18 protein-coding genes and 1 tRNA gene are annotated in these 16,457 nt (G+C 62.3%); 10 read left to right on the top strand and 9 right to left on the bottom strand.

Annotated features, from left to right (window positions below; translation table 11 throughout):
- Positions 1-72: 72 nt before the first annotated feature.
- From ACR0IR_RS07370 to ACR0IR_RS07340, 7 genes are all read left to right on the top strand, one after another.
- The gene (locus ACR0IR_RS07370) at positions 73-1,230 is read left to right on the top strand and encodes a deoxyguanosinetriphosphate triphosphohydrolase (protein WP_170363286.1); all 1,158 of its coding nucleotides are present in this window, start codon (positions 73-75) and stop codon (positions 1,228-1,230) included.
- Positions 1,231-1,325: 95 nt separating this feature from the next.
- Positions 1,326-3,071 (top strand): arginine--tRNA ligase, encoded by a 1,746-nt coding sequence (argS, locus tag ACR0IR_RS07365; protein ID WP_170363287.1) that lies wholly within the window; start codon positions 1,326-1,328, stop codon positions 3,069-3,071.
- Between the two features lie 88 nt (positions 3,072-3,159).
- The gene (locus ACR0IR_RS07360) at positions 3,160-4,221 is read left to right on the top strand and encodes an SPOR domain-containing protein (RefSeq protein ID WP_170363288.1); all 1,062 of its coding nucleotides are present in this window, start codon (positions 3,160-3,162) and stop codon (positions 4,219-4,221) included.
- The gene (gene nagZ / locus ACR0IR_RS07355; protein ID WP_170363289.1) at positions 4,218-5,225 is read left to right on the top strand and encodes a beta-N-acetylhexosaminidase; all 1,008 of its coding nucleotides are present in this window, start codon (positions 4,218-4,220) and stop codon (positions 5,223-5,225) included. The genes ACR0IR_RS07360 and nagZ overlap by 4 nt, the downstream gene beginning before the upstream one ends.
- Positions 5,215-6,009 carry a segregation and condensation protein A gene (locus ACR0IR_RS07350; protein WP_170363290.1) on the top strand — a complete coding sequence of 265 codons (795 nt, stop codon included), beginning with the start codon at positions 5,215-5,217 and terminating at the stop codon, positions 6,007-6,009. Before nagZ ends, ACR0IR_RS07350 begins: the two co-directional genes overlap by 11 nt.
- A complete protein-coding gene (gene scpB / locus ACR0IR_RS07345) occupies positions 6,002-6,661 on the top strand; it encodes an SMC-Scp complex subunit ScpB (RefSeq protein WP_170338220.1) in 660 nt (219 codons plus the stop codon). Before ACR0IR_RS07350 ends, scpB begins: the two co-directional genes overlap by 8 nt.
- Positions 6,662-6,724: 63 nt before the next feature.
- Positions 6,725-6,964, top strand: a complete 240-nt coding sequence (locus ACR0IR_RS07340; protein WP_093962319.1) for a hypothetical protein — start codon at positions 6,725-6,727, stop codon at positions 6,962-6,964.
- 3 nt (positions 6,965-6,967) lie between these two features.
- On the opposite strand, the gene ACR0IR_RS07335 is transcribed toward ACR0IR_RS07340, so the two are convergent.
- The 8 genes from ACR0IR_RS07335 to ACR0IR_RS07300 form a co-directional block, all read right to left on the bottom strand.
- On the bottom strand, positions 6,968-8,047 hold the full coding sequence (locus tag ACR0IR_RS07335; RefSeq protein ID WP_170363291.1) for a 2'-deoxycytidine 5'-triphosphate deaminase: 1,080 nt from the start codon (positions 8,045-8,047) through the stop codon (positions 6,968-6,970).
- Positions 8,048-8,108: 61 nt separating this feature from the next.
- Positions 8,109-8,185: transfer RNA gene (locus tag ACR0IR_RS07330), tRNA-Pro, on the bottom strand.
- Positions 8,186-8,246: 61 nt separating this feature from the next.
- Positions 8,247-8,861, bottom strand: coding sequence for a MerR family transcriptional regulator (locus ACR0IR_RS07325; RefSeq protein ID WP_170358886.1), 615 nt, complete (start codon positions 8,859-8,861; stop codon positions 8,247-8,249).
- An 18-nt stretch (positions 8,862-8,879) separates the two neighbouring features.
- Positions 8,880-9,182, bottom strand: a complete 303-nt coding sequence (gene ihfA, locus ACR0IR_RS07320) for an integration host factor subunit alpha (RefSeq protein WP_093962316.1) — start codon at positions 9,180-9,182, stop codon at positions 8,880-8,882.
- Positions 9,183-9,278: 96 nt separating this feature from the next.
- The gene (locus ACR0IR_RS07315; protein WP_170363292.1) at positions 9,279-10,250 is read right to left on the bottom strand and encodes a beta-ketoacyl-ACP synthase III; all 972 of its coding nucleotides are present in this window, start codon (positions 10,248-10,250) and stop codon (positions 9,279-9,281) included.
- A 23-nt stretch (positions 10,251-10,273) separates the two neighbouring features.
- Positions 10,274-11,359: a phosphate acyltransferase PlsX gene (gene plsX, locus ACR0IR_RS07310; RefSeq protein WP_170358888.1), complete on the bottom strand. Its 1,086-nt coding sequence runs from the start codon at positions 11,357-11,359 to the stop codon at positions 10,274-10,276.
- Between the two features lie 24 nt (positions 11,360-11,383).
- Positions 11,384-11,590, bottom strand: a complete 207-nt coding sequence (gene rpmF / locus ACR0IR_RS07305) for a 50S ribosomal protein L32 (RefSeq protein ID WP_093962313.1) — start codon at positions 11,588-11,590, stop codon at positions 11,384-11,386.
- A 205-nt stretch (positions 11,591-11,795) separates the two neighbouring features.
- Complete coding sequence (locus ACR0IR_RS07300; protein ID WP_170363293.1) at positions 11,796-12,332, bottom strand: YceD family protein; 537 nt, start codon at positions 12,330-12,332, stop codon at positions 11,796-11,798.
- A gap of 83 nt (positions 12,333-12,415) precedes the next feature.
- Here ACR0IR_RS07300 and ACR0IR_RS07295 point away from each other — a divergent pair, with 83 nt between their 5' ends.
- From ACR0IR_RS07295 to ACR0IR_RS07285, 3 genes are all read left to right on the top strand, one after another.
- Positions 12,416-12,889 (top strand): outer membrane protein assembly factor BamE, encoded by a 474-nt coding sequence (locus tag ACR0IR_RS07295; protein ID WP_093962985.1) that lies wholly within the window; start codon positions 12,416-12,418, stop codon positions 12,887-12,889.
- A gap of 98 nt (positions 12,890-12,987) precedes the next feature.
- The gene (locus ACR0IR_RS07290) at positions 12,988-13,728 is read left to right on the top strand and encodes a GNAT family N-acetyltransferase (protein ID WP_170363294.1); all 741 of its coding nucleotides are present in this window, start codon (positions 12,988-12,990) and stop codon (positions 13,726-13,728) included.
- Between the two features lie 69 nt (positions 13,729-13,797).
- The gene (locus ACR0IR_RS07285) at positions 13,798-15,609 is read left to right on the top strand and encodes an ABC-F family ATP-binding cassette domain-containing protein (protein ID WP_254441517.1); all 1,812 of its coding nucleotides are present in this window, start codon (positions 13,798-13,800) and stop codon (positions 15,607-15,609) included.
- 55 nt (positions 15,610-15,664) lie between these two features.
- Here the strand turns inward: ACR0IR_RS07285 and ACR0IR_RS07280 are convergent, their stop codons facing one another.
- The gene (locus ACR0IR_RS07280; protein ID WP_170363295.1) at positions 15,665-16,420 is read right to left on the bottom strand and encodes a 3-hydroxyacyl-CoA dehydrogenase; all 756 of its coding nucleotides are present in this window, start codon (positions 16,418-16,420) and stop codon (positions 15,665-15,667) included.
- Positions 16,421-16,457 lie beyond the last annotated feature (37 nt).

The following is a 16,457-nucleotide window of genomic DNA, read 5'->3' as shown; positions in this document are numbered from 1 at the left end:
TGCTCCAAAGGTTTATTTCCTCGTCGGTCTACAATATAGAAACCCCGGAGACAGGCGACAAGGACAAGACCATTGGAGCGAGCAGGATTTGCTGCCGATCCGGGCCGGGCGCGCGGGCGGCTGGTGCCAGAGGAAGAAAGCAGTTTCCGGTCGTGCTTTCAGCGGGACCGGGACAGGATCATACACGCCAGCGCGTTCCGACGTCTGAAGCACAAGACACAGGTTTTTGTCGAGCATGAGGGCGACAGCTATCGCACGCGCCTGACCCATTCGATCGAGGTGGCGCAGGTCGCGCGCACGATCTCGGGGGCATTGGGGCTGAACCCCGAACTGACCGAGGCCGTGGCCCTGGCGCATGATCTGGGCCACACGCCGTTTGGCCATACGGGCGAGGACGCTCTGCACGCGCTGATGGCGCCCTACGGGGGCTTCGACCACAACGCTCAGGCGATCCGCATCGTCACCAAGCTGGAACGGCATTATGCGGATTTCGACGGGTGCAACCTGACATGGGAATGCCTTGAGGGCATCGCCAAGCACAACGGCCCGGTTACGGGTGAGCTGCCTTGGGCGCTGGCTGAGTGCAATGCCGATTTTGACCTTGAACTGCACACCCATGCCAGCGCAGAAGCGCAGGTTGCGGCACTGTCCGACGACATCGCCTACAACAATCATGACCTGTTCGACGGCCTGCGGGCCGGACTTTTTACCGACGACGAGATCGCCCAATTGCCGATTGTCTGGGAGTGTTATGGCGAGGTGGATCGCAAGTATCCCGGGTTGGATTTCTACCGGCGTCGTCACGAGGCGCTGAGGCGGGTGTTCGGCGTGATGGTTTCGGATGTAATCGACACCTCGCGCGAGGTTTTGGAGAGATCGGGCGCGCAAACAGTCGAAGATGTTCGTCACCTCGGGGCTCCTGTCATCCGCTTCTCGGATGATCTTTGGGCGCAGCTCAACGATATCCGGGCGTTTCTGTTCACCCGCATGTACCGGGCGCCCAGCGTCATGGAGGTGCGCGCCAAGGTCAGTCGCGTAGTCGAGGAGCTGTTCCCGATCTATCTGAGCGACCCGCACCAGATGCCTCGGCATTGGCATTCGGATATCGAAGCGGCGCCGGACGAGACCGCGCTGGCCCGGATCGTATCAGACTATATTGCGGGCATGACCGATCGTTTTGCCTTGCAGGATCATGCCCGCCTGACCGGCACGCAGCCCCCGCAGGTTTAGGGCTGCATGCTGCGAATGCTGGTTTGGACCGCTTGCCCGCATTGACCTTGCCGCCTTGCGTGGTAAACCGCTGCGCAAGCAAAAGGACATCCGAAATGAACCTGTTCTCCGAGATCCGCGGCCTTGTTCTGGACGCGCTGACGCAGATGCAGTCCGAAGGCGCGCTGCCCGAGGGGCTGAGCTTTGACAACGTTGCGGTCGAACCCCCGCGCGACGCCGCCCATGGAGACATGGCGACCAATGCCGCGATGGTGTTGGCCAAGCCGGCCAAGATGAAGCCGCGTGACATTGCCGATGCGCTGGCCGCGAAACTGGCCGCCGATGAGCGGATCACGAGTGCCGAGGTTGCAGGTCCGGGCTTTCTCAACCTGCGGCTCGCTCCGTCGGTCTGGCAGGGCGTTCTGGGTGCGGTGTTGGAACAGGGCACGGACTATGGTCGCTCGAACATGGGGCAGGGGTTGAAGGTGAACGTGGAATACGTCTCGGCCAACCCCACGGGACCGCTGCATGTGGGCCACACGCGTGGCGCAGTGTTCGGCGACGCGCTGGCCAGCCTGTTGGCCTATTCCGGCCACGACGTGACCCGTGAATACTACATCAACGATGGCGGTGCGCAGGTGGATGTGCTGGCCCGGTCCGCGTTCGAGCGGTACCGCGAGGCCAACGGCCTGAGCCCAGAGATCGCCGAAGGCCTTTACCCGGGCGACTACCTGATCCCGATCGGTGAGGCGCTGAAAGAAAAATACGGCGACAGTTTGCTGGACAAGCCTGAAAGCGAATGGCTGGCCGAGGTCCGCGTTTTTGCAACCGACGCCATGATGGATCTGATCCGCGCCGATCTGAAGGCGTTGGGTGTCGAGATGGACGTATTCTTCTCGGAGAAGTCGCTGTACGGAACCGGCAAGATCGAGGCCGCACTGAAGTCGCTCAGCGACAAGGGTCTTATCTATGAAGGCGTTCTTGAGCCGCCCAAGGGCAAAACCCCCGAAGACTGGGAGCCGCGCGAGCAGACCCTGTTCAAGTCCACCGCGCATGGCGACGATGTGGATCGCCCTGTCAAGAAATCCGACGGCAGCTGGACCTATTTTGCTCCGGACATCGCTTATCACTACGACAAGGTGAGCCGCGGATTCGACGCGCTGATCGACGTGTTCGGCGCAGATCACGGTGGCTACGTCAAGCGGATGAAGGCCGCCGTTTCGGCCTTGTCGGACGGAAAGGTGCCGCTGGACATCAAGCTGACCCAGTTGGTGAAACTGTGGAAAAACGGTGAGCCGTTCAAGATGTCCAAGCGGGCCGGCAATTTCGTCACGTTGCGTGATGTGGTCGACCAGGTCGGTCCGGACGTGACCCGGTTCGTGATGCTGACCCGCAAGAACGATGCGCCGCTGGACTTCGATTTCGACAAAGTGCTTGAGCAGAGCCGCGAGAACCCCGTGTTCTACGTGCAATACGCCCATGCCCGGGTCATGAGCGTGCTGCGCCGGGCCGCCGAAGCGGGCATCGCCGCGGACGACGCGACCCTCAAAGCTGCCGATCTGAGCAAGATCGACCACCCGACCGAGTTGGTTGTTGCCAAAAAGCTGGCCGAATGGCCACGGCTGGTCGAGATCGCTGCGCGTACCAATGAACCACATCGGGTTGCCTTCTATCTGTATGAACTTGCAGGGGATTTTCATGCGTTGTGGAACAAGGGCAACGAAGAAATGTCGCTGCGCTTCCTGCAAGATGGTGACGCGGCAACAAGCCAGGCAAAAATCGCGCTGGCCCGGGCCGTTTCTGTTGTGATTTCAGCAGGCTTGGGTATTCTTGGTGTCACGCCGGCGCAGGAGATGCGGTAACCAACACTGCCCGAACCGCCGGCCCGAGGTAGGCAAGAAATGACCCGCGCGCCCCAATTCCAGGCGCGAAACGGGCAGTGAGGCGGATATGACCAGTTACGATTTCTCGGGGCAGACCAGCCCCGAGCACGCGCATTACTCGAATCAGTTCCACCCCGAAGATGGGTATGAATATCCCGACGACATGATGGGCCAGGCTGAGGGTGCGCCAGCGGGCGCGAGCCTCGGGCGGGTCGTCAACCTGCTGGGTGCTGTCGCGTCTCTGGCGCTTGTCGCTGGCGTCGCGATCTGGGGGTACAAGCTGGTCATGCGCGATGTGAGCGGCGTACCGGTCGTACGCGCGGCCGAGGGGCCGATGCGGGTGCAGCCGGAAACTCCCGGGGGCACACCCGCCGATCACCAGGGTCTTGCGGTCAATGCAGTTGCGGCGGTTGGAACCGCGGCGCCTCCGGCCGACCGGCTGATCCTTGCGCCGCGGCCCGTTTCCCTGACGGATGAAGATGTGGCGATGGGCGAGCTGAAGCCTACCCCCGCCGTGCATGTTGTCGAACAAGAAATCTCGAACCAGGAAGCGGCCGAACTGCGTCAAGGCGCAGTTGACGCCGTGGTTGCCGAACTGTCCGGCGCGCCTGCCGCTGAGACACCGCAGACCGAAGCGGGGGTGCAGCTTGCATCCCTGAACTTGGACGATGACGAGCCAGCCATTGATCCGGCCGATCTCGCCGCTCAGCTGCCGGATCCCGAAATCGCGGCCCTGCCGGGCGTGCGCCGGTCTCTGCGTCCGCTCCGCCGCCCGGCGCGCGCGGCGTCCGCTGTGCGCCCTGCGGTCAACGAAGACGCGATCAACGCCGCGGTCAAGGCTGCTGTAGGGTTGGATGTCGACCCGAACACATTGACCAAGGGTACCCGGCTGGCGCAGTTGGGTGCGTTTGAAAGCCCCGAGGTCGCGCAGGCCGAATGGGACAGGCTGTATCGGCGATTTGGCGAATATATGGATGGAAAGCAGAGGGTTATCCAGAAAACGTCAAGCGGAGGCCGCACGTTTTACCGTCTGCGGGTCCTGGGGTTCGATGACCTGAGCGACTCGCGCCAGTTCTGCGCCGCCCTGGTCGCACAGGACGCTGACTGTATCCCGGTTGCCGTGCGGTGAGGTTTGGCGCCACGATCACGGATGCGGCCGGGCTGCGATTGACACCCGAAGAAAAGGGGTTGTTTCGCCAAATGAACCCGTTCGGGTTCATTCTGTTTGCCCGCAACATCGAAACCGCGGATCAGGTCCGTGCCTTGTGTGACGACTTTCGCGAGGCGGTTGGTCGAAACTGTCCGATCACCATCGACCAAGAGGGCGGACGGGTCCAACGTTTGCGCGCGCCACTTGCGCGGCAATGGATGCCCCCATTGGATCATGCGGAACGTGCCGGCGACCATGCCGAGCGGGCCATGTACCTGCGGTACCGCCTGATCGCGCATGAACTGTATTCCATGGGGATCGACAGCAACTGCGCGCCGATGGTGGATCTGGCGCGTCCGGAAACCCACGCATTTTTGCGCAACCGGTGCTACGGTGGCGATGCTTCGACAGTCGCGAAAATCGGCCGGGCTGTTGCGCAGGGTCATCTGGACGGTGGCGTGTTGCCGATCGTCAAGCATATTCCCGGCCATGGGCGGGCGACCTTGGACAGCCATTTCGATCTGCCGCACGTCGATGCGCCGTTGGTCGATCTGTTGCAGACCGATTTTGCCCCGTTTCGCGCCTTGAATGACCTGCCGATGGGCATGACAGCCCATTTGGTCTTTGAGAAGCTCGATGAACGACCGGCAACGATCTCTCCGCAGATGATGGCTGTGATCCGAGATCAGATCGGGTTTGACGGCCTGATCATGACCGACGACATCTCGATGAAGGCGCTCAGCGGGTCTTTGGCCGACCTGTCACGTCAGGCGCTGGCCGCAGGATGCGATGTTGTGCTGCACTGCAACGGCTCGCTTGCCGACAGGGCGGCGGTCATGGAAGCTGCGGGCGAGATGTCCGAGGCGGCACAAGCCCGCGCAGACAAGGCGCTGGCACAGCGGCAATCGCCCGAGGAACTTGACATCCGTGCCGCCGAGACGGAACTATCCCGTCTGATGGGCGGGCAGGTATATGACGGATAACCTTTTCAGCGAAGACCCGGTTTCGGTCGCCGATCGGCTGGCCGCCGAGGCGCTGATCGTGGACGTCGACGGGTTTGAAGGCCCGCTGGACGTGCTGCTGACCCTGTCGCGGACGCAAAAGGTCGATCTGCGTAAGATCTCGGTTCTGGCGCTGGCGCAGCAATATCTGGCCTTTGTCGAACGGGCCCGCGCCCTGCGGATCGAACTGGCCGCCGATTACCTGGTGATGGCGGCGTGGCTGGCCTTTCTGAAATCGCGCCTGCTGCTGCCGCCTGACCCCGATGAAGAGGGGCCGACGGGCGAAGAACTGGCCGCGCACTTGGCCTTTCAGCTGGAACGCCTACAGGCGATGCGCGATGCGGCCGCCCGCTTGATGGCGCGCGACCAGTTGGGGCGCGATTTCTTCAGGCGCGGGCAGGGCGAGGACGTGACCCGCATCCGAACGGTCACCTATTCCGCGACCTTGCTGGACCTGATGCAAGGCTATGCCCGCATCCGCACCCGAGATGAGTTCCGGCCTTTCGTGATGGACCGCGACGCCGTTTTCACGATGGAACAGGCGCTGGAACGGATGCGCCCGCTGATCGGATTTGCCGGAACCTGGACCGACATGGAAACCTACCTGCCCGAAGGCTGGGACGTTGACCCGGTGCGGCGGCGCTCGGCCACGGCGGCGACGTTTGCGGCCTCGCTGGAACTGGTCAAGGAAGGACATATGGAGATCAAGCAAAGCGAGACCTTTGCCCCGATCCAACTGCGCAGAAGGACTGACAAACGTGACTGACGCCCCCGAAGACGACGGCACCGGCACCCTGTTCGAAGCGCCTCCGCTGGCTGAGCAGGAGCGTATGGTCGAGGCGGTACTGTTCGCCAGCGCTGAGCCAGTGACAGTTGCCGATCTTGAAGCGCGGATGCCGCATGGTTGCGACGCAGCGCAAGCGCTGGAACTGCTGCAGAAACGTTATGAAGGGCGCGGGGTCCGCGTGGTCAAAGTGGGCGAGGCGTGGGCCATTCGCACGGCCCCCGATCTAGGATTCCTGATGCAGAAGGAAACAGTCGAGACCCGCAAGCTGAGCCGCGCCGCCATCGAGACCCTGGCGATCGTGGCCTATCATCAGCCCTGCACCCGCGCCGAGATCGAAGAAATCCGCGGCGTGTCCGTGTCGCGGGGCACCATCGACCAGCTGCTGGAGATGGAGTGGATCCGGCTGGGCCGTCGCCGCATGACGCCGGGCCGTCCGGTGACTTTCGTCGTAACGCCTCAGTTCCTGGACCATTTCGGCCTGGAAAGCGCCCGAGACCTGCCGGGCCTGAAGGAACTGCGCGCTGCTGGCTTGCTGGAAAACCGGCCGCCGCCGGGGGCGATGCCGATCGGCGAGGCCAACGAAGATGAAACGGGTGACGAAGATCAGTCCGAACTGTTCGAGGAAGATTGATTGCGTCGCCCATTTGTCGGCGCATATCGCCGTTAGGTTCGGCGCAGAGGAACGGAGACCGAAATGAACGCAAACCGCATCATCGACATGATCGTTCGGCAAGTCATGCGCAGGCTGGTCACGCGTGGTGTCGACAAAGGTTTTGACCTTGCCGATCGTGCGACCCGCAAGCCGGGCCAACAGAGCCAGGCGCGCGATCCTCAGACCGACCGGCGCATGGCGCAAAGTGCAGGCGGACAGAGCCCGAGCATGAAACAGGCCAAGCAGCTGACCCGCCAGATGCGGCGGTTCATGCGGTTCTGAGGTTTACTGTGCGGACTTGAAATGCTTCGATAATTTCAGGCCTTGGCCCTGATAGTTCGAAGCAATTCCTGCGCCGTACAGCTGTGTCGGCATCTCGGCCATACGCTCATAGACCAGCCGCCCGACGACCTGTCCATGCTCCAGTACGAAGGGCGCTTCGTGACAGCGAACTTCCAGAACTCCACGTGACCCGGCGCCTCCGGCTTCGGCATGACCGAAGCCCGGATCGAAAAAGCCCGCGTAGTGCACCCGGAATTCGCCCACCATCGCCAGATAGGGCGCCATTTCGGCCGCGTACATCGGTGGGATGTGAACCGCCTCTCGGCTGACCAGGATATAGAATGCGCCCGGATCCAGAATGATCCGCCCGTCCTTGGTACGCACCTCTTCCCAGTATTCCTGTGGGTCGTATTCGCCGATCCGGTCAAGGTCGATCACGCCGGTATGCGGTTTCGCGCGATAGCCAACAAGGTCAGTGTTGGGCAGGCGCAGGTCGACCGAAAACCCCAGACCGTCCTGAATGACGGCCGGACCATCGACCAATGGTGATTCCGCATGCAGAGCGGTCAGGTCTGCATCGGACAAAACCGCCTGGCCTTGCCGGAAACGGATCTGGTTCAGCCGCATGCCCGGACGCACCAGAACAGAAAAGGACCGCGGGCAGATTTCGGCGTAGAGGGGCCCAGAATAGCCTGCGGGCACCCGGTCGAACTCGGTTCCGCCATCGGTGATGGTACGGGTCAGAAGGTCCAGACGCCCGGTCGAGCTTTTGGCGTTGGCGACAGCGGTCACGTCACCGGGCAGGGACAACGCTTCCATCAGGGGCACAAGGTAGACACAACCTTTTTCGAGAACCGCGCCGTCGGTGATGTCGATCCGGTGCATCTCGAACTCGGCCAGCCGTTCGGACACCGAACGCCCTTCGCCCGCCAGAAATGACGCACGGACGCGGTAAGCGACTGTTCCCAAACGAAGATCAAGGCTGGCGGGCTGGATCTGAGCGGGCAGAATGGCCGGCTCGGCGGAGATCTCACCGCGCGCGATCATCGCCTCGATTTGCTGGTTCGGGCATACACCTGTCATTCCGATCCCCCCTGGTGCCAGAGCGGGATCTGGCCTGTCTGCCATAAACGTCGGTGTGATTTGGTCGGGCTAGCAGGACTCGAACCTGCGACCTTCCGTCCCCCAGACGGACGCGCTACCAGGCTGCGCCATAGCCCGACGTTGGGCTGTTCATAATGATTTTCCCGGCAGGGGCAAGAGGAAAACATTGCCTTTCTTCTTATCCCGCCTTTTGACCTTCGACCCGGCTGAGCCATGCCCTGAGGTCCCTCGCGATCGGGGCGATCTGGCGCAGCGCCTCAGCGTCAAAATCCGTAGTCTGCCAAGCTTTGGAGGCGATGCCGCCGAACAGCGGGGCAGGGCTGATGCCATCGTCCCCGTTGACCGCAGTGGGCGCGGGCGCCGGCTCGGGGTCTGGGGAACTGGGTGTTTCCTGAGGCTCTGGCGATCCGGGACCATCAGTGCCGGCCTGCAGATCGAGGTCGATTTGCTGACCGGTCGATTTGGGCGGAAAGGACACCACCACGTCCTGTGGCGTCTGTGGTGATTCTGCGCTGACATCGATGTCGGGTGACAGCGCCGCCACATGGGCCACGCCCTGTTCCCTCAGGATGCGTTGAACGCCTTTTATCGTGATGCCGTCCTCATGCAGCAGCTTCTTGATGCCGCCCAGCAGGCGCATGTCGTTGGGGCGGTAGTAACGGCGACCGCCAGCCCGTTTAACCGGTTTGACCTGTGCAAACCGGCTTTCCCAGAATCGCAGGACATGGGCCTGAACACCGAGCCAATCCGCAACTTCACTGATGGTGCGAAACGCGTCGGGTGACTTGCTCATATCCTCCTGGCCCCGGGTTTACTTGCGATTCCCGGCGGCGACGCGATCCTTCATCAGATGCGACGGGCGGAAAGTCAGCACGCGGCGCGGCTGGATCGGAACCTCTTCACCGGTTTTCGGGTTGCGTCCAATACGGGCTGATTTGTCGCGAACGCTGAAAGTGCCGAAGGACGAAATCTTGACCTGTTCGCCACGCACCAGCGCGTCCGACATGTGGTTCAGAATGCTTTCGACAAGCTGTGCACTTTCGTTGCGTGACAGCCCAACTTCGCGAAACACGGCTTCGCTCAGATCCATTCGCGTCAGTGTATTATCGCCCATGACATTTCCCCTATTGATTTTCGAGCATAGGGGTAGCGCAAATTCGCTGTCAATATCAATGAATTGCGGGCGGCTGTGTAAGCCGGAATGCGCCGGTTACCAGCGCAGGACCACCGAGCCCCATGCCAAACCGCCGCCAATCGCCTCGGTCACGATCAAATCACCTTGCTTGATCTGGCCCCGTTCCTTGCCCACCGACAGGGCCAGGGGAATCGAGGCGGCCGATGTGTTGCCGTGGTCCTGAACGGTCACCACGACGTGATCCATGGGCAGTTGCAGCTTTTTGGCAGTGCCTTGGATGATGCGGATATTGGCCTGATGCGGGACGATCCAATCGACGTCGCCGCTTGTCAGTCCCGCGCGGTCCAGCGCGGTGGTAGCCGTGGCCGCCAGTTTCTCGACCGCATGGCGGAACACCTGGTTGCCCTGCATCCGAAGATGGCCTGTCGATTGCGTCGACACCCCGCCGTCCACGTACAGAAGGTCCTTGTAACGTCCGTCCGAATGCAAATCCGTGGACAGGATACCCCTATCATCGCTTGTTCCGGCACCGTCCTGCGCCTCGAGCACGAGAGCACCGGCCCCATCCCCGAACAACACGCAAGTCGATCTGTCGGTCCAATCCATGATCCGCGAAAAAGTTTCGGCGCCGATCACCAGCACCCGCTTGGCCTGACCCGAAAGGATCAGGGCGTTGGCGTTGCTCAGCGCAAACACGAAACCGGCGCAGACCGCCTGAACATCAAAGGCAAACCCTCGGGTCATGCCCAGATTGGCTTGAACCATGGTGGCGGCCGATGGGAACGTCAGATCCGCGGTCGAGGTCGCCAAAACGATTGCGTCAATGTCGTCGGCTGTAAGGCCGGCGTCCTGCAGAGCGGCTTTGGCCGCATAGGTTGCCAGATCGGACGTGGTTTCATCTTCGGCCGCAAAGTGCCGACGCTCGATACCGGAACGGGTGCGAATCCATTCATCGGTCGTATCAAGCGTCTTTTCGAATTCGGAGTTCGGAACCACCCGTTTGGGCAGGTAATGCCCGACACCTACAACGACTGAACGGCCTGCCATCTGGGGTACTGCCTTCTTTGTTCTTATTTGGTCTGCAGCGCAGATTGCGCCGCATCTTGTTCAAGCTCAGCCGTGGATGCAACCCGTGCTGCCAATTTTTCCGCAAAGCCGGACTTGGCCAAGGTGAAAGCCAGCTTGATCGCGGCCGACACGCCGGTGGCGTCGGCCCCTCCGTGGGATTTTATGACAGTGCCGTTCAGGCCAAGAAAGACCCCGCCGTTGACGCGGCGCGGGTCGATGCGTTTCTTCAATCGCTGCAGAGAGGTGATGGCCAGAACCGAGGCCAGGCGCGACAGGGGCGAATACTTGAAGGCCTCGCGCAGCAGGTCGCCGATCAGGCTGGCCGTGCCTTCTCCGGTCTTGATGGCGACGTTTCCGGTAAACCCATCCGTAACAATGACATCCGCCTTGTCGCCTGGAATGTCGCTGCCTTCCACGAAGCCCACGAAATCAAAGTTTGCCTGATCCGCGAATTCGGTGATCAGGGCATGGGCTTCTTTGAGTTCGGCGCGGCCTTTGTGCTCTTCGGTGCCGACGTTCAGCAGCCCGATACGCGGGCGGGTCAGTTCCATGCCGTTGCGCGCATAAGACGCGCCCATCAGCGCAAACTGCAGCAGATCTTTGGCGTCGGCGCGCACATCCGCGCCCACGTCCAGCATGACGTTGAAACCCTGAGGGTTGCGGGATGGCCACAGAATCGCGATGGCGGGGCGGTTCACCCCGGGCAGTTTGCGCAGCCGCATCATCGACAGCGCCATCAGCGCGCCGGTATTGCCGCAGGATACGGCACCATGGGCCTCGCCCTGACGCACCGATTCCAGCGCCGACCACATCGAAGTGTTCTTGCCGCTGCGCACCACCTGGCTGGGCTTGTCCTGCATCGTGACCACGTCGGGGCAATCACGAAAAACGACGCGTCCGTCGAGGACACGCCGTTTCGATACAAGCTTGCTCAGCACATCTTCCGGGCCGTGCAGAAGAAATCCGATCTCGGGGTTCTTCTTTGCTGACTTCGCTATTCCAGCCACGACCACGCCGGGACCTGAATCCCCGCCCATTGCGTCAACCGAGATGATGATCTTTCCGGTCTGCGTGGGCTGCGCTGTCATGCCAGAACCTGCGTTCAATCAGGCTTAGGCCGCGTCTTCGTCCAGGTCGATGTCGTCGGCCTGAGCGACGACTTCACGATCGTCATAGTGGCCGCAGGCTGCGCAAACGTGGTGCGGGCGCTTCAGCTCGCCGCAGTTCGCGCATTCGTTCGGGTTTGCAGCAACCAGAGCGTCGTGTGCGCGGCGGTTGTTGCGACGCGACTTGGAAACTTTGTTCTGTTGGACGGCCATGGTCTCAACCTTTGTCTACTAAGGGCCAGCAGATTCGCTGCAGGCCGGGTTTCATTCTTCGTTTTCTCGTGGTGTGACGTGCGTTTAGGGAACAAGCCCCGCGATGTCCAACCCAAATTCCGATGAGCGCGCGAAAATACTGCGATTCTCGACATGTTCAAGCGATTTTTCTGAGCGCCTGCTATGACAGGAAATCGATCCCCTGTCACTCGTCTTTTTTCAGTGCGTCACGCAGGGACGCCAGCCCGGCAAAGGGTTTGGCATCGTCGTCGGTCATCGCCTGTTTGCCCGGTTCGGTATAGTTCGCGTCGCCCAAATGTGCACCGTCTTTCCGGGGGTATTGGGGCAACGCAAGGGACAATGCCTCGCGCATCACCTGGTCCAGATCGATTTCCGGGCCCAAGGCTTCGGTCTCGTCATCTTCGGGCATTTCGAATTCGGGTTCGTCGGGTTCGGTCCAATTGGCCAGGAAAACGCGCCGTACCGGGGCCTCGATCCTGGTCGTGACCGGGTCCAGCGTCACCACGCAGGGCTGAATGACGGTTGCGCCCAGCTTGGCGGTCAACACCCAATCACGCTTGCCCTTCGCGCGCAGCTCGCCGACAAAACTCAGCTTGCGCAGCCCGAGCAGGCCCAACGCATCACGAATTTCCTCGAGTTGCCGGGCAGGGGGGCGCAATTCGAACGCGGTCGGGCTGTTTTGCGGCAGATCGGCCACGCGCAATGTTGAGAGGTCGGACATTGTGACCCTTTCCTGTGTTGAACCGGGGCATGGGTTTCTGTAATCGGATAGAAGCCGCAAGGGACCAAGGCAAGAGGGTGAACATGTTGAAAGTACTGAACAGGCTGAAACCGGCGTCCAGGGCGGTTGCCTGCACGCTTGTTCTGGCCACCGCTGTTGCCTGTACCCCGGTCTACAAGAAACACGGCTATATCCCCACCCCGGAAGAGCTGGCCGAGATCAAGGTTGGCGTCGATACCCGCGACACGGTTCTGGAAAAGGCTGGCGCGCCCAGCTCGTCAGGTGTGTTGAAGGATTCGGGTTTCTATTATGTGGCGTCGCGCGTTCGCCACTATGGCCCCAAACGCCCCGAGGTCGTCTCGCGCGAATTGGTGGCGATCAGCTTTGACCAGCGTGGCGTCGTCCGCAATATCGAGAAATTCGGTCTCGAAGACGGCTATGTCATCGTGCTGGATCGCCGTGTGACGGACTCCAGTGTTCAGGACAAAGGCTTCCTTCGGCAGCTGCTGGGCAACATCGGCCAATTCAGCCCGTCGAACATCCCGGGAGCCAGCTAATTTCCGGCCGCCGGTTGAAAGCTTCACACGGCGGTCACACTATTGGTGCATGGGATCAGGCAGATCGCAATCGGTGAGAAACCGCGGAGGATGCGACCATGGCCGATGACATTTTGCTGGACAAGGGCCGCTACCGCGCGCGCCTGGCGCGGTGTCCCGAGGACGTGCGGGCGGCCCAGAATCTTCGTTCTCTTGCATTCCGAACAGCCGAGACGGATCGGGACGACTTCGACGTTACCTGCGCCCATGTTCTGGTCGAGGATTCGCAGGCAGGCGGCCAGTTGGTCTGCTGTTTCCGGATGCTGGTCATGGACAGTGGCAGCGAAATCAGCCGCAGTTATTCGGCCCAGTTCTACGACCTTTCCGCGTTGCAGAGCTTTGATGGGCGCATGGTGGAAATGGGGCGGTTCTGCATCCATCCGGATTGGACGGACCCCGATATCCTGAGGGTGGCCTGGGGCGCGATGACGGCCTTCGTCGACCGCAACGGCGTCCAGTTGCTGTTCGGATGCTCGTCCTTCGCAGGGACTGAGACTGCGGAGTACCTGGATGCCTTCGCGATGCTCAAACATCGCCACCTTGCGCCCAAGCGCTGGTTGCCGCGGGTCAAGGCGCCGGACGTGTTCCGGTTTGCCGCGCGGCTGCGGCGCCGGCCTGATACGCAGAAAGCCATGCGCCGCATGCCGCCGTTGCTGCGCACCTATCTGATGATGGGCGGCTGGGTCAGCGATCACGCGGTGGTGGACCGCCAGCTGAACACGCTGCATGTCTTCACCGGTGTCGAGATCGGCGCGATTCCCGCGGCGCGGAAACGCCTCTTGCGGATGATCGCGGGCTGAAGCCGCGCTGCTGTCAAAAGGTGAGGCTGGGGCGTTGACGCCCAATGTCTGCCGGTTTAGCTGGCGCATATGGCACGTATTCCTTTGTTGCAGATGTCCGGTATCTCGCTGACCTTCGGGGGCGAGCCGGTGTTTTCCGACCTGGACCTGGTGGTTCAGCCCGGCGACCGCGTTGCGCTGGTCGGGCGGAACGGCTCGGGCAAATCCACCCTGATGAAGGTTATGGCCGGTCTGGTCGAACCGGACCGGGGCGAGATCGTGGTGCCGCCCGGCAAATCCGTCGGCTACATGGAGCAGGACCCGACGATGGAGGGTTTTGCCACGCTGGGCGACTATGCGGCCAGCGGGCTTGAACCCGGCGAGCTGTACAAGGTGGAACGGGCCGGGGAAGGGTTGAAATTCGACCCCTCGCGCGCGGTTCAGACCGCCTCGGGCGGTGAAAGGCGGCGCGCGGCGCTGGCCAAGCTGATGGCCGAGGCCCCCGACCTGATGCTGCTGGACGAGCCGACCAACCATCTGGACATCGAGGCCATCGGCTGGCTTGAACGTGAACTGGGCGCGACACGGGCGGCCTTTGTCCTGATCTCGCATGACCGCGCGTTCCTGCGGGCGCTGACCCGGGCAACACTGTGGATCGACCGCGGTGAGGTGCGCCGGCAGGAGCAGGGGTTCGAGGCCTTCGAGGCCTGGCGCGACAAGATCTGGGAAGAGGAAGATCAGCAACGCCACAAGCTGGACCGGCTGATCAAGTCCGAATCCCGCTGGGCTGTCGAAGGGATCAGCGCCCGCCGCAAGCGCAACCAGGGCCGGGTGCGGGCGCTGCAGGCCTTGCGGGCCGAACGCGCCGCGCAGATCAAGCGTCAGGGGTCGGCGGCCATGTCCTTGGACTCCGGTCCGAAATCGGGGCGCAAGGTGATCGAGGCACGCGGTCTCAGCAAGGCATTCGACGGCAAGCCCATCGTGCGCAACCTGGACCTGCTGGTACAGCGCGGCGACCGGGTGGCCTTTGTCGGTCCGAACGGCGTTGGCAAGACTACCGTTCTGAAGATGCTGCTGGGCGAGGTCGCGCCGGATGAAGGCACCGTGAGCCTGGGCACCAATCTGGAAATCGCGGTCTTCGACCAGACCCGCGCGCAGCTGGACCCCGAGATGACCCTGTGGGACAGCCTGACCGGCGACCCCGAGATGCGAGTCTCGGGCAAGGCCGATCAGGTGATGGTGCGCGGCCAGCCCAAGCATGTGGTGGGTTACCTCAAGGAATTCCTGTTCGACGAGCGGCAGGCCAGAGCGGCCGTCAAGTCCTTGTCGGGCGGCGAAAAAGCGCGGTTGCTGCTGGCCAAGCTGATGGCGAAACCGTCGAACCTGCTGGTGCTGGACGAACCGACCAACGACCTGGATGTCGAGACGCTGGACCTGTTGCAGGAGTTGCTGGACGACTATGACGGCACCGTGCTGCTGGTCAGCCACGACCGGGACTTCCTGGATCGTGTGGCGACCACCACCATCGCCATGGAGGGCAACGGCCGCGCGACCGTCTATGCGGGCGGCTGGTCGGACTATGTCGCGCAGCGTGGCGAATTGGCCGAGAAAAAGCCTGAGAAATCAAAAGAGAACAAGCCGAAGGTCAAGCAGGAAGCCAAGCCGAAAACCGGCCTGTCCTTTTCCGAAAAGCACCGGCTGGAGAAGCTGCCCGCCGAGATCGCGCGGCTGGAAGCCGAGATCGCCAAGCTGGAGGAGCTGATGTCGGACCCCGAGCTGTTCACCCGCGAGCCGGTGAAGTTCCAGAAGGCGACCGAAGCCCTTGTCGAGCGGCAGGAGAAGCTGGCCGCCGCCGAGGAGGAATGGCTGGAACTGGAAGAAAAGGCCGAGGCCGGGGCCTAGCCAGGCTCGACCCGAGGCGCGGGCAGATCGGCTCTGCCCACGCCATGCGGTCATGTCAGCGCATGCGCAGGGCGCCGTCGATGCGGATGACGTCGCCGTTCAGATAGCCCATCTCGACGATGAATCCGGCCAGCCGGCCATATTCGCGCGGGTCGCCCAGACGGGCGGGGTTGGGCACGTCGGCGGCCAGCTGCTGCTGCACCTCTTCGGGCAGACCGGCCAGCATCGGCGTCATGAAGATACCGGGCGCGATGGTCATCACCCGGATCCCGGTCGAGGCCAGATCGCGCGCCATCGGCAGTGTCATGCCCACGACACCGCCCTTGGACGCTGCATAGGCCGCCTGACCTTTCTGTCCGTCAAACGCGGCAATCGAGGCGGTGTTGATGATCACGCCACGCGCGCCATCCGACTCGGGCGCGTTCTTGGCCATCTCGGCGGCGGCCAGACGCGACACGTTGAAAGTGCCCACAAGGTTGATGTCGATGGTGCGCTGGAAGGCGTCCAGCGGGTGCGGGCCGTCCTTGCCGACGGTCTTGATGCCATAGGCGATGCCGGCACAGTTCACGCAGGCGGTGATCTTGCCCATCTTCTCCATCGCCAACGCAATGGCCGCGGCCACCGAGTTCTCGTCCGTCACGTCGGTCTGGGCGAAATGTCCGCCGATCTCGGTCGCGACCTGCGTGCCACGCTCGGCATCGCGGTCAAGGATGGTGACCTGCGCGCCGTTCTCGGCAAAGTAACGGGCAGTGGCCTCTCCGAGGCCCGATGCGCCGCCGGTGATGACGGCGGCGGTGGTGGACAATTGCATGGCGGGCTCCTCCCCAGTGATCTGAACGTTCGTTCAA

This window comes from Ruegeria sp. CF2, assembly GCF_056537385.1.
Note: the sequence above shows the minus strand (reverse complement) of the source record. Positions and strands in the feature narration are given on the sequence as shown.

Coding starts and splice junctions, on each gene's coding strand:
- argS (WP_170363287.1), top strand. CDS start 1,326: ATGAACCTGTTCTCCGAGATCCGCGGCCTTGTTCTGGACGCGCTGACG.
- ACR0IR_RS07360 (WP_170363288.1), top strand. CDS start 3,160: ATGACCAGTTACGATTTCTCGGGGCAGACCAGCCCCGAGCACGCGCAT.
- ACR0IR_RS07350 (WP_170363290.1), top strand. CDS start 5,215: ATGACGGATAACCTTTTCAGCGAAGACCCGGTTTCGGTCGCCGATCGG.
- ACR0IR_RS07340 (WP_093962319.1), top strand. CDS start 6,725: ATGAACGCAAACCGCATCATCGACATGATCGTTCGGCAAGTCATGCGC.
- ACR0IR_RS07335 (WP_170363291.1), bottom strand. CDS start 8,047: ATGACAGGTGTATGCCCGAACCAGCAAATCGAGGCGATGATCGCGCGC.
- ACR0IR_RS07325 (WP_170358886.1), bottom strand. CDS start 8,861: ATGAGCAAGTCACCCGACGCGTTTCGCACCATCAGTGAAGTTGCGGAT.
- ihfA (WP_093962316.1), bottom strand. CDS start 9,182: ATGGGCGATAATACACTGACGCGAATGGATCTGAGCGAAGCCGTGTTT.
- ACR0IR_RS07315 (WP_170363292.1), bottom strand. CDS start 10,250: ATGGCAGGCCGTTCAGTCGTTGTAGGTGTCGGGCATTACCTGCCCAAA.
- plsX (WP_170358888.1), bottom strand. CDS start 11,359: ATGACAGCGCAGCCCACGCAGACCGGAAAGATCATCATCTCGGTTGAC.
- rpmF (WP_093962313.1), bottom strand. CDS start 11,590: ATGGCCGTCCAACAGAACAAAGTTTCCAAGTCGCGTCGCAACAACCGC.
- ACR0IR_RS07300 (WP_170363293.1), bottom strand. CDS start 12,332: ATGTCCGACCTCTCAACATTGCGCGTGGCCGATCTGCCGCAAAACAGC.
- ACR0IR_RS07295 (WP_093962985.1), top strand. CDS start 12,416: ATGTTGAAAGTACTGAACAGGCTGAAACCGGCGTCCAGGGCGGTTGCC.
- ACR0IR_RS07290 (WP_170363294.1), top strand. CDS start 12,988: ATGGCCGATGACATTTTGCTGGACAAGGGCCGCTACCGCGCGCGCCTG.
- ACR0IR_RS07285 (WP_254441517.1), top strand. CDS start 13,798: ATGGCACGTATTCCTTTGTTGCAGATGTCCGGTATCTCGCTGACCTTC.
- ACR0IR_RS07280 (WP_170363295.1), bottom strand. CDS start 16,420: ATGCAATTGTCCACCACCGCCGCCGTCATCACCGGCGGCGCATCGGGC.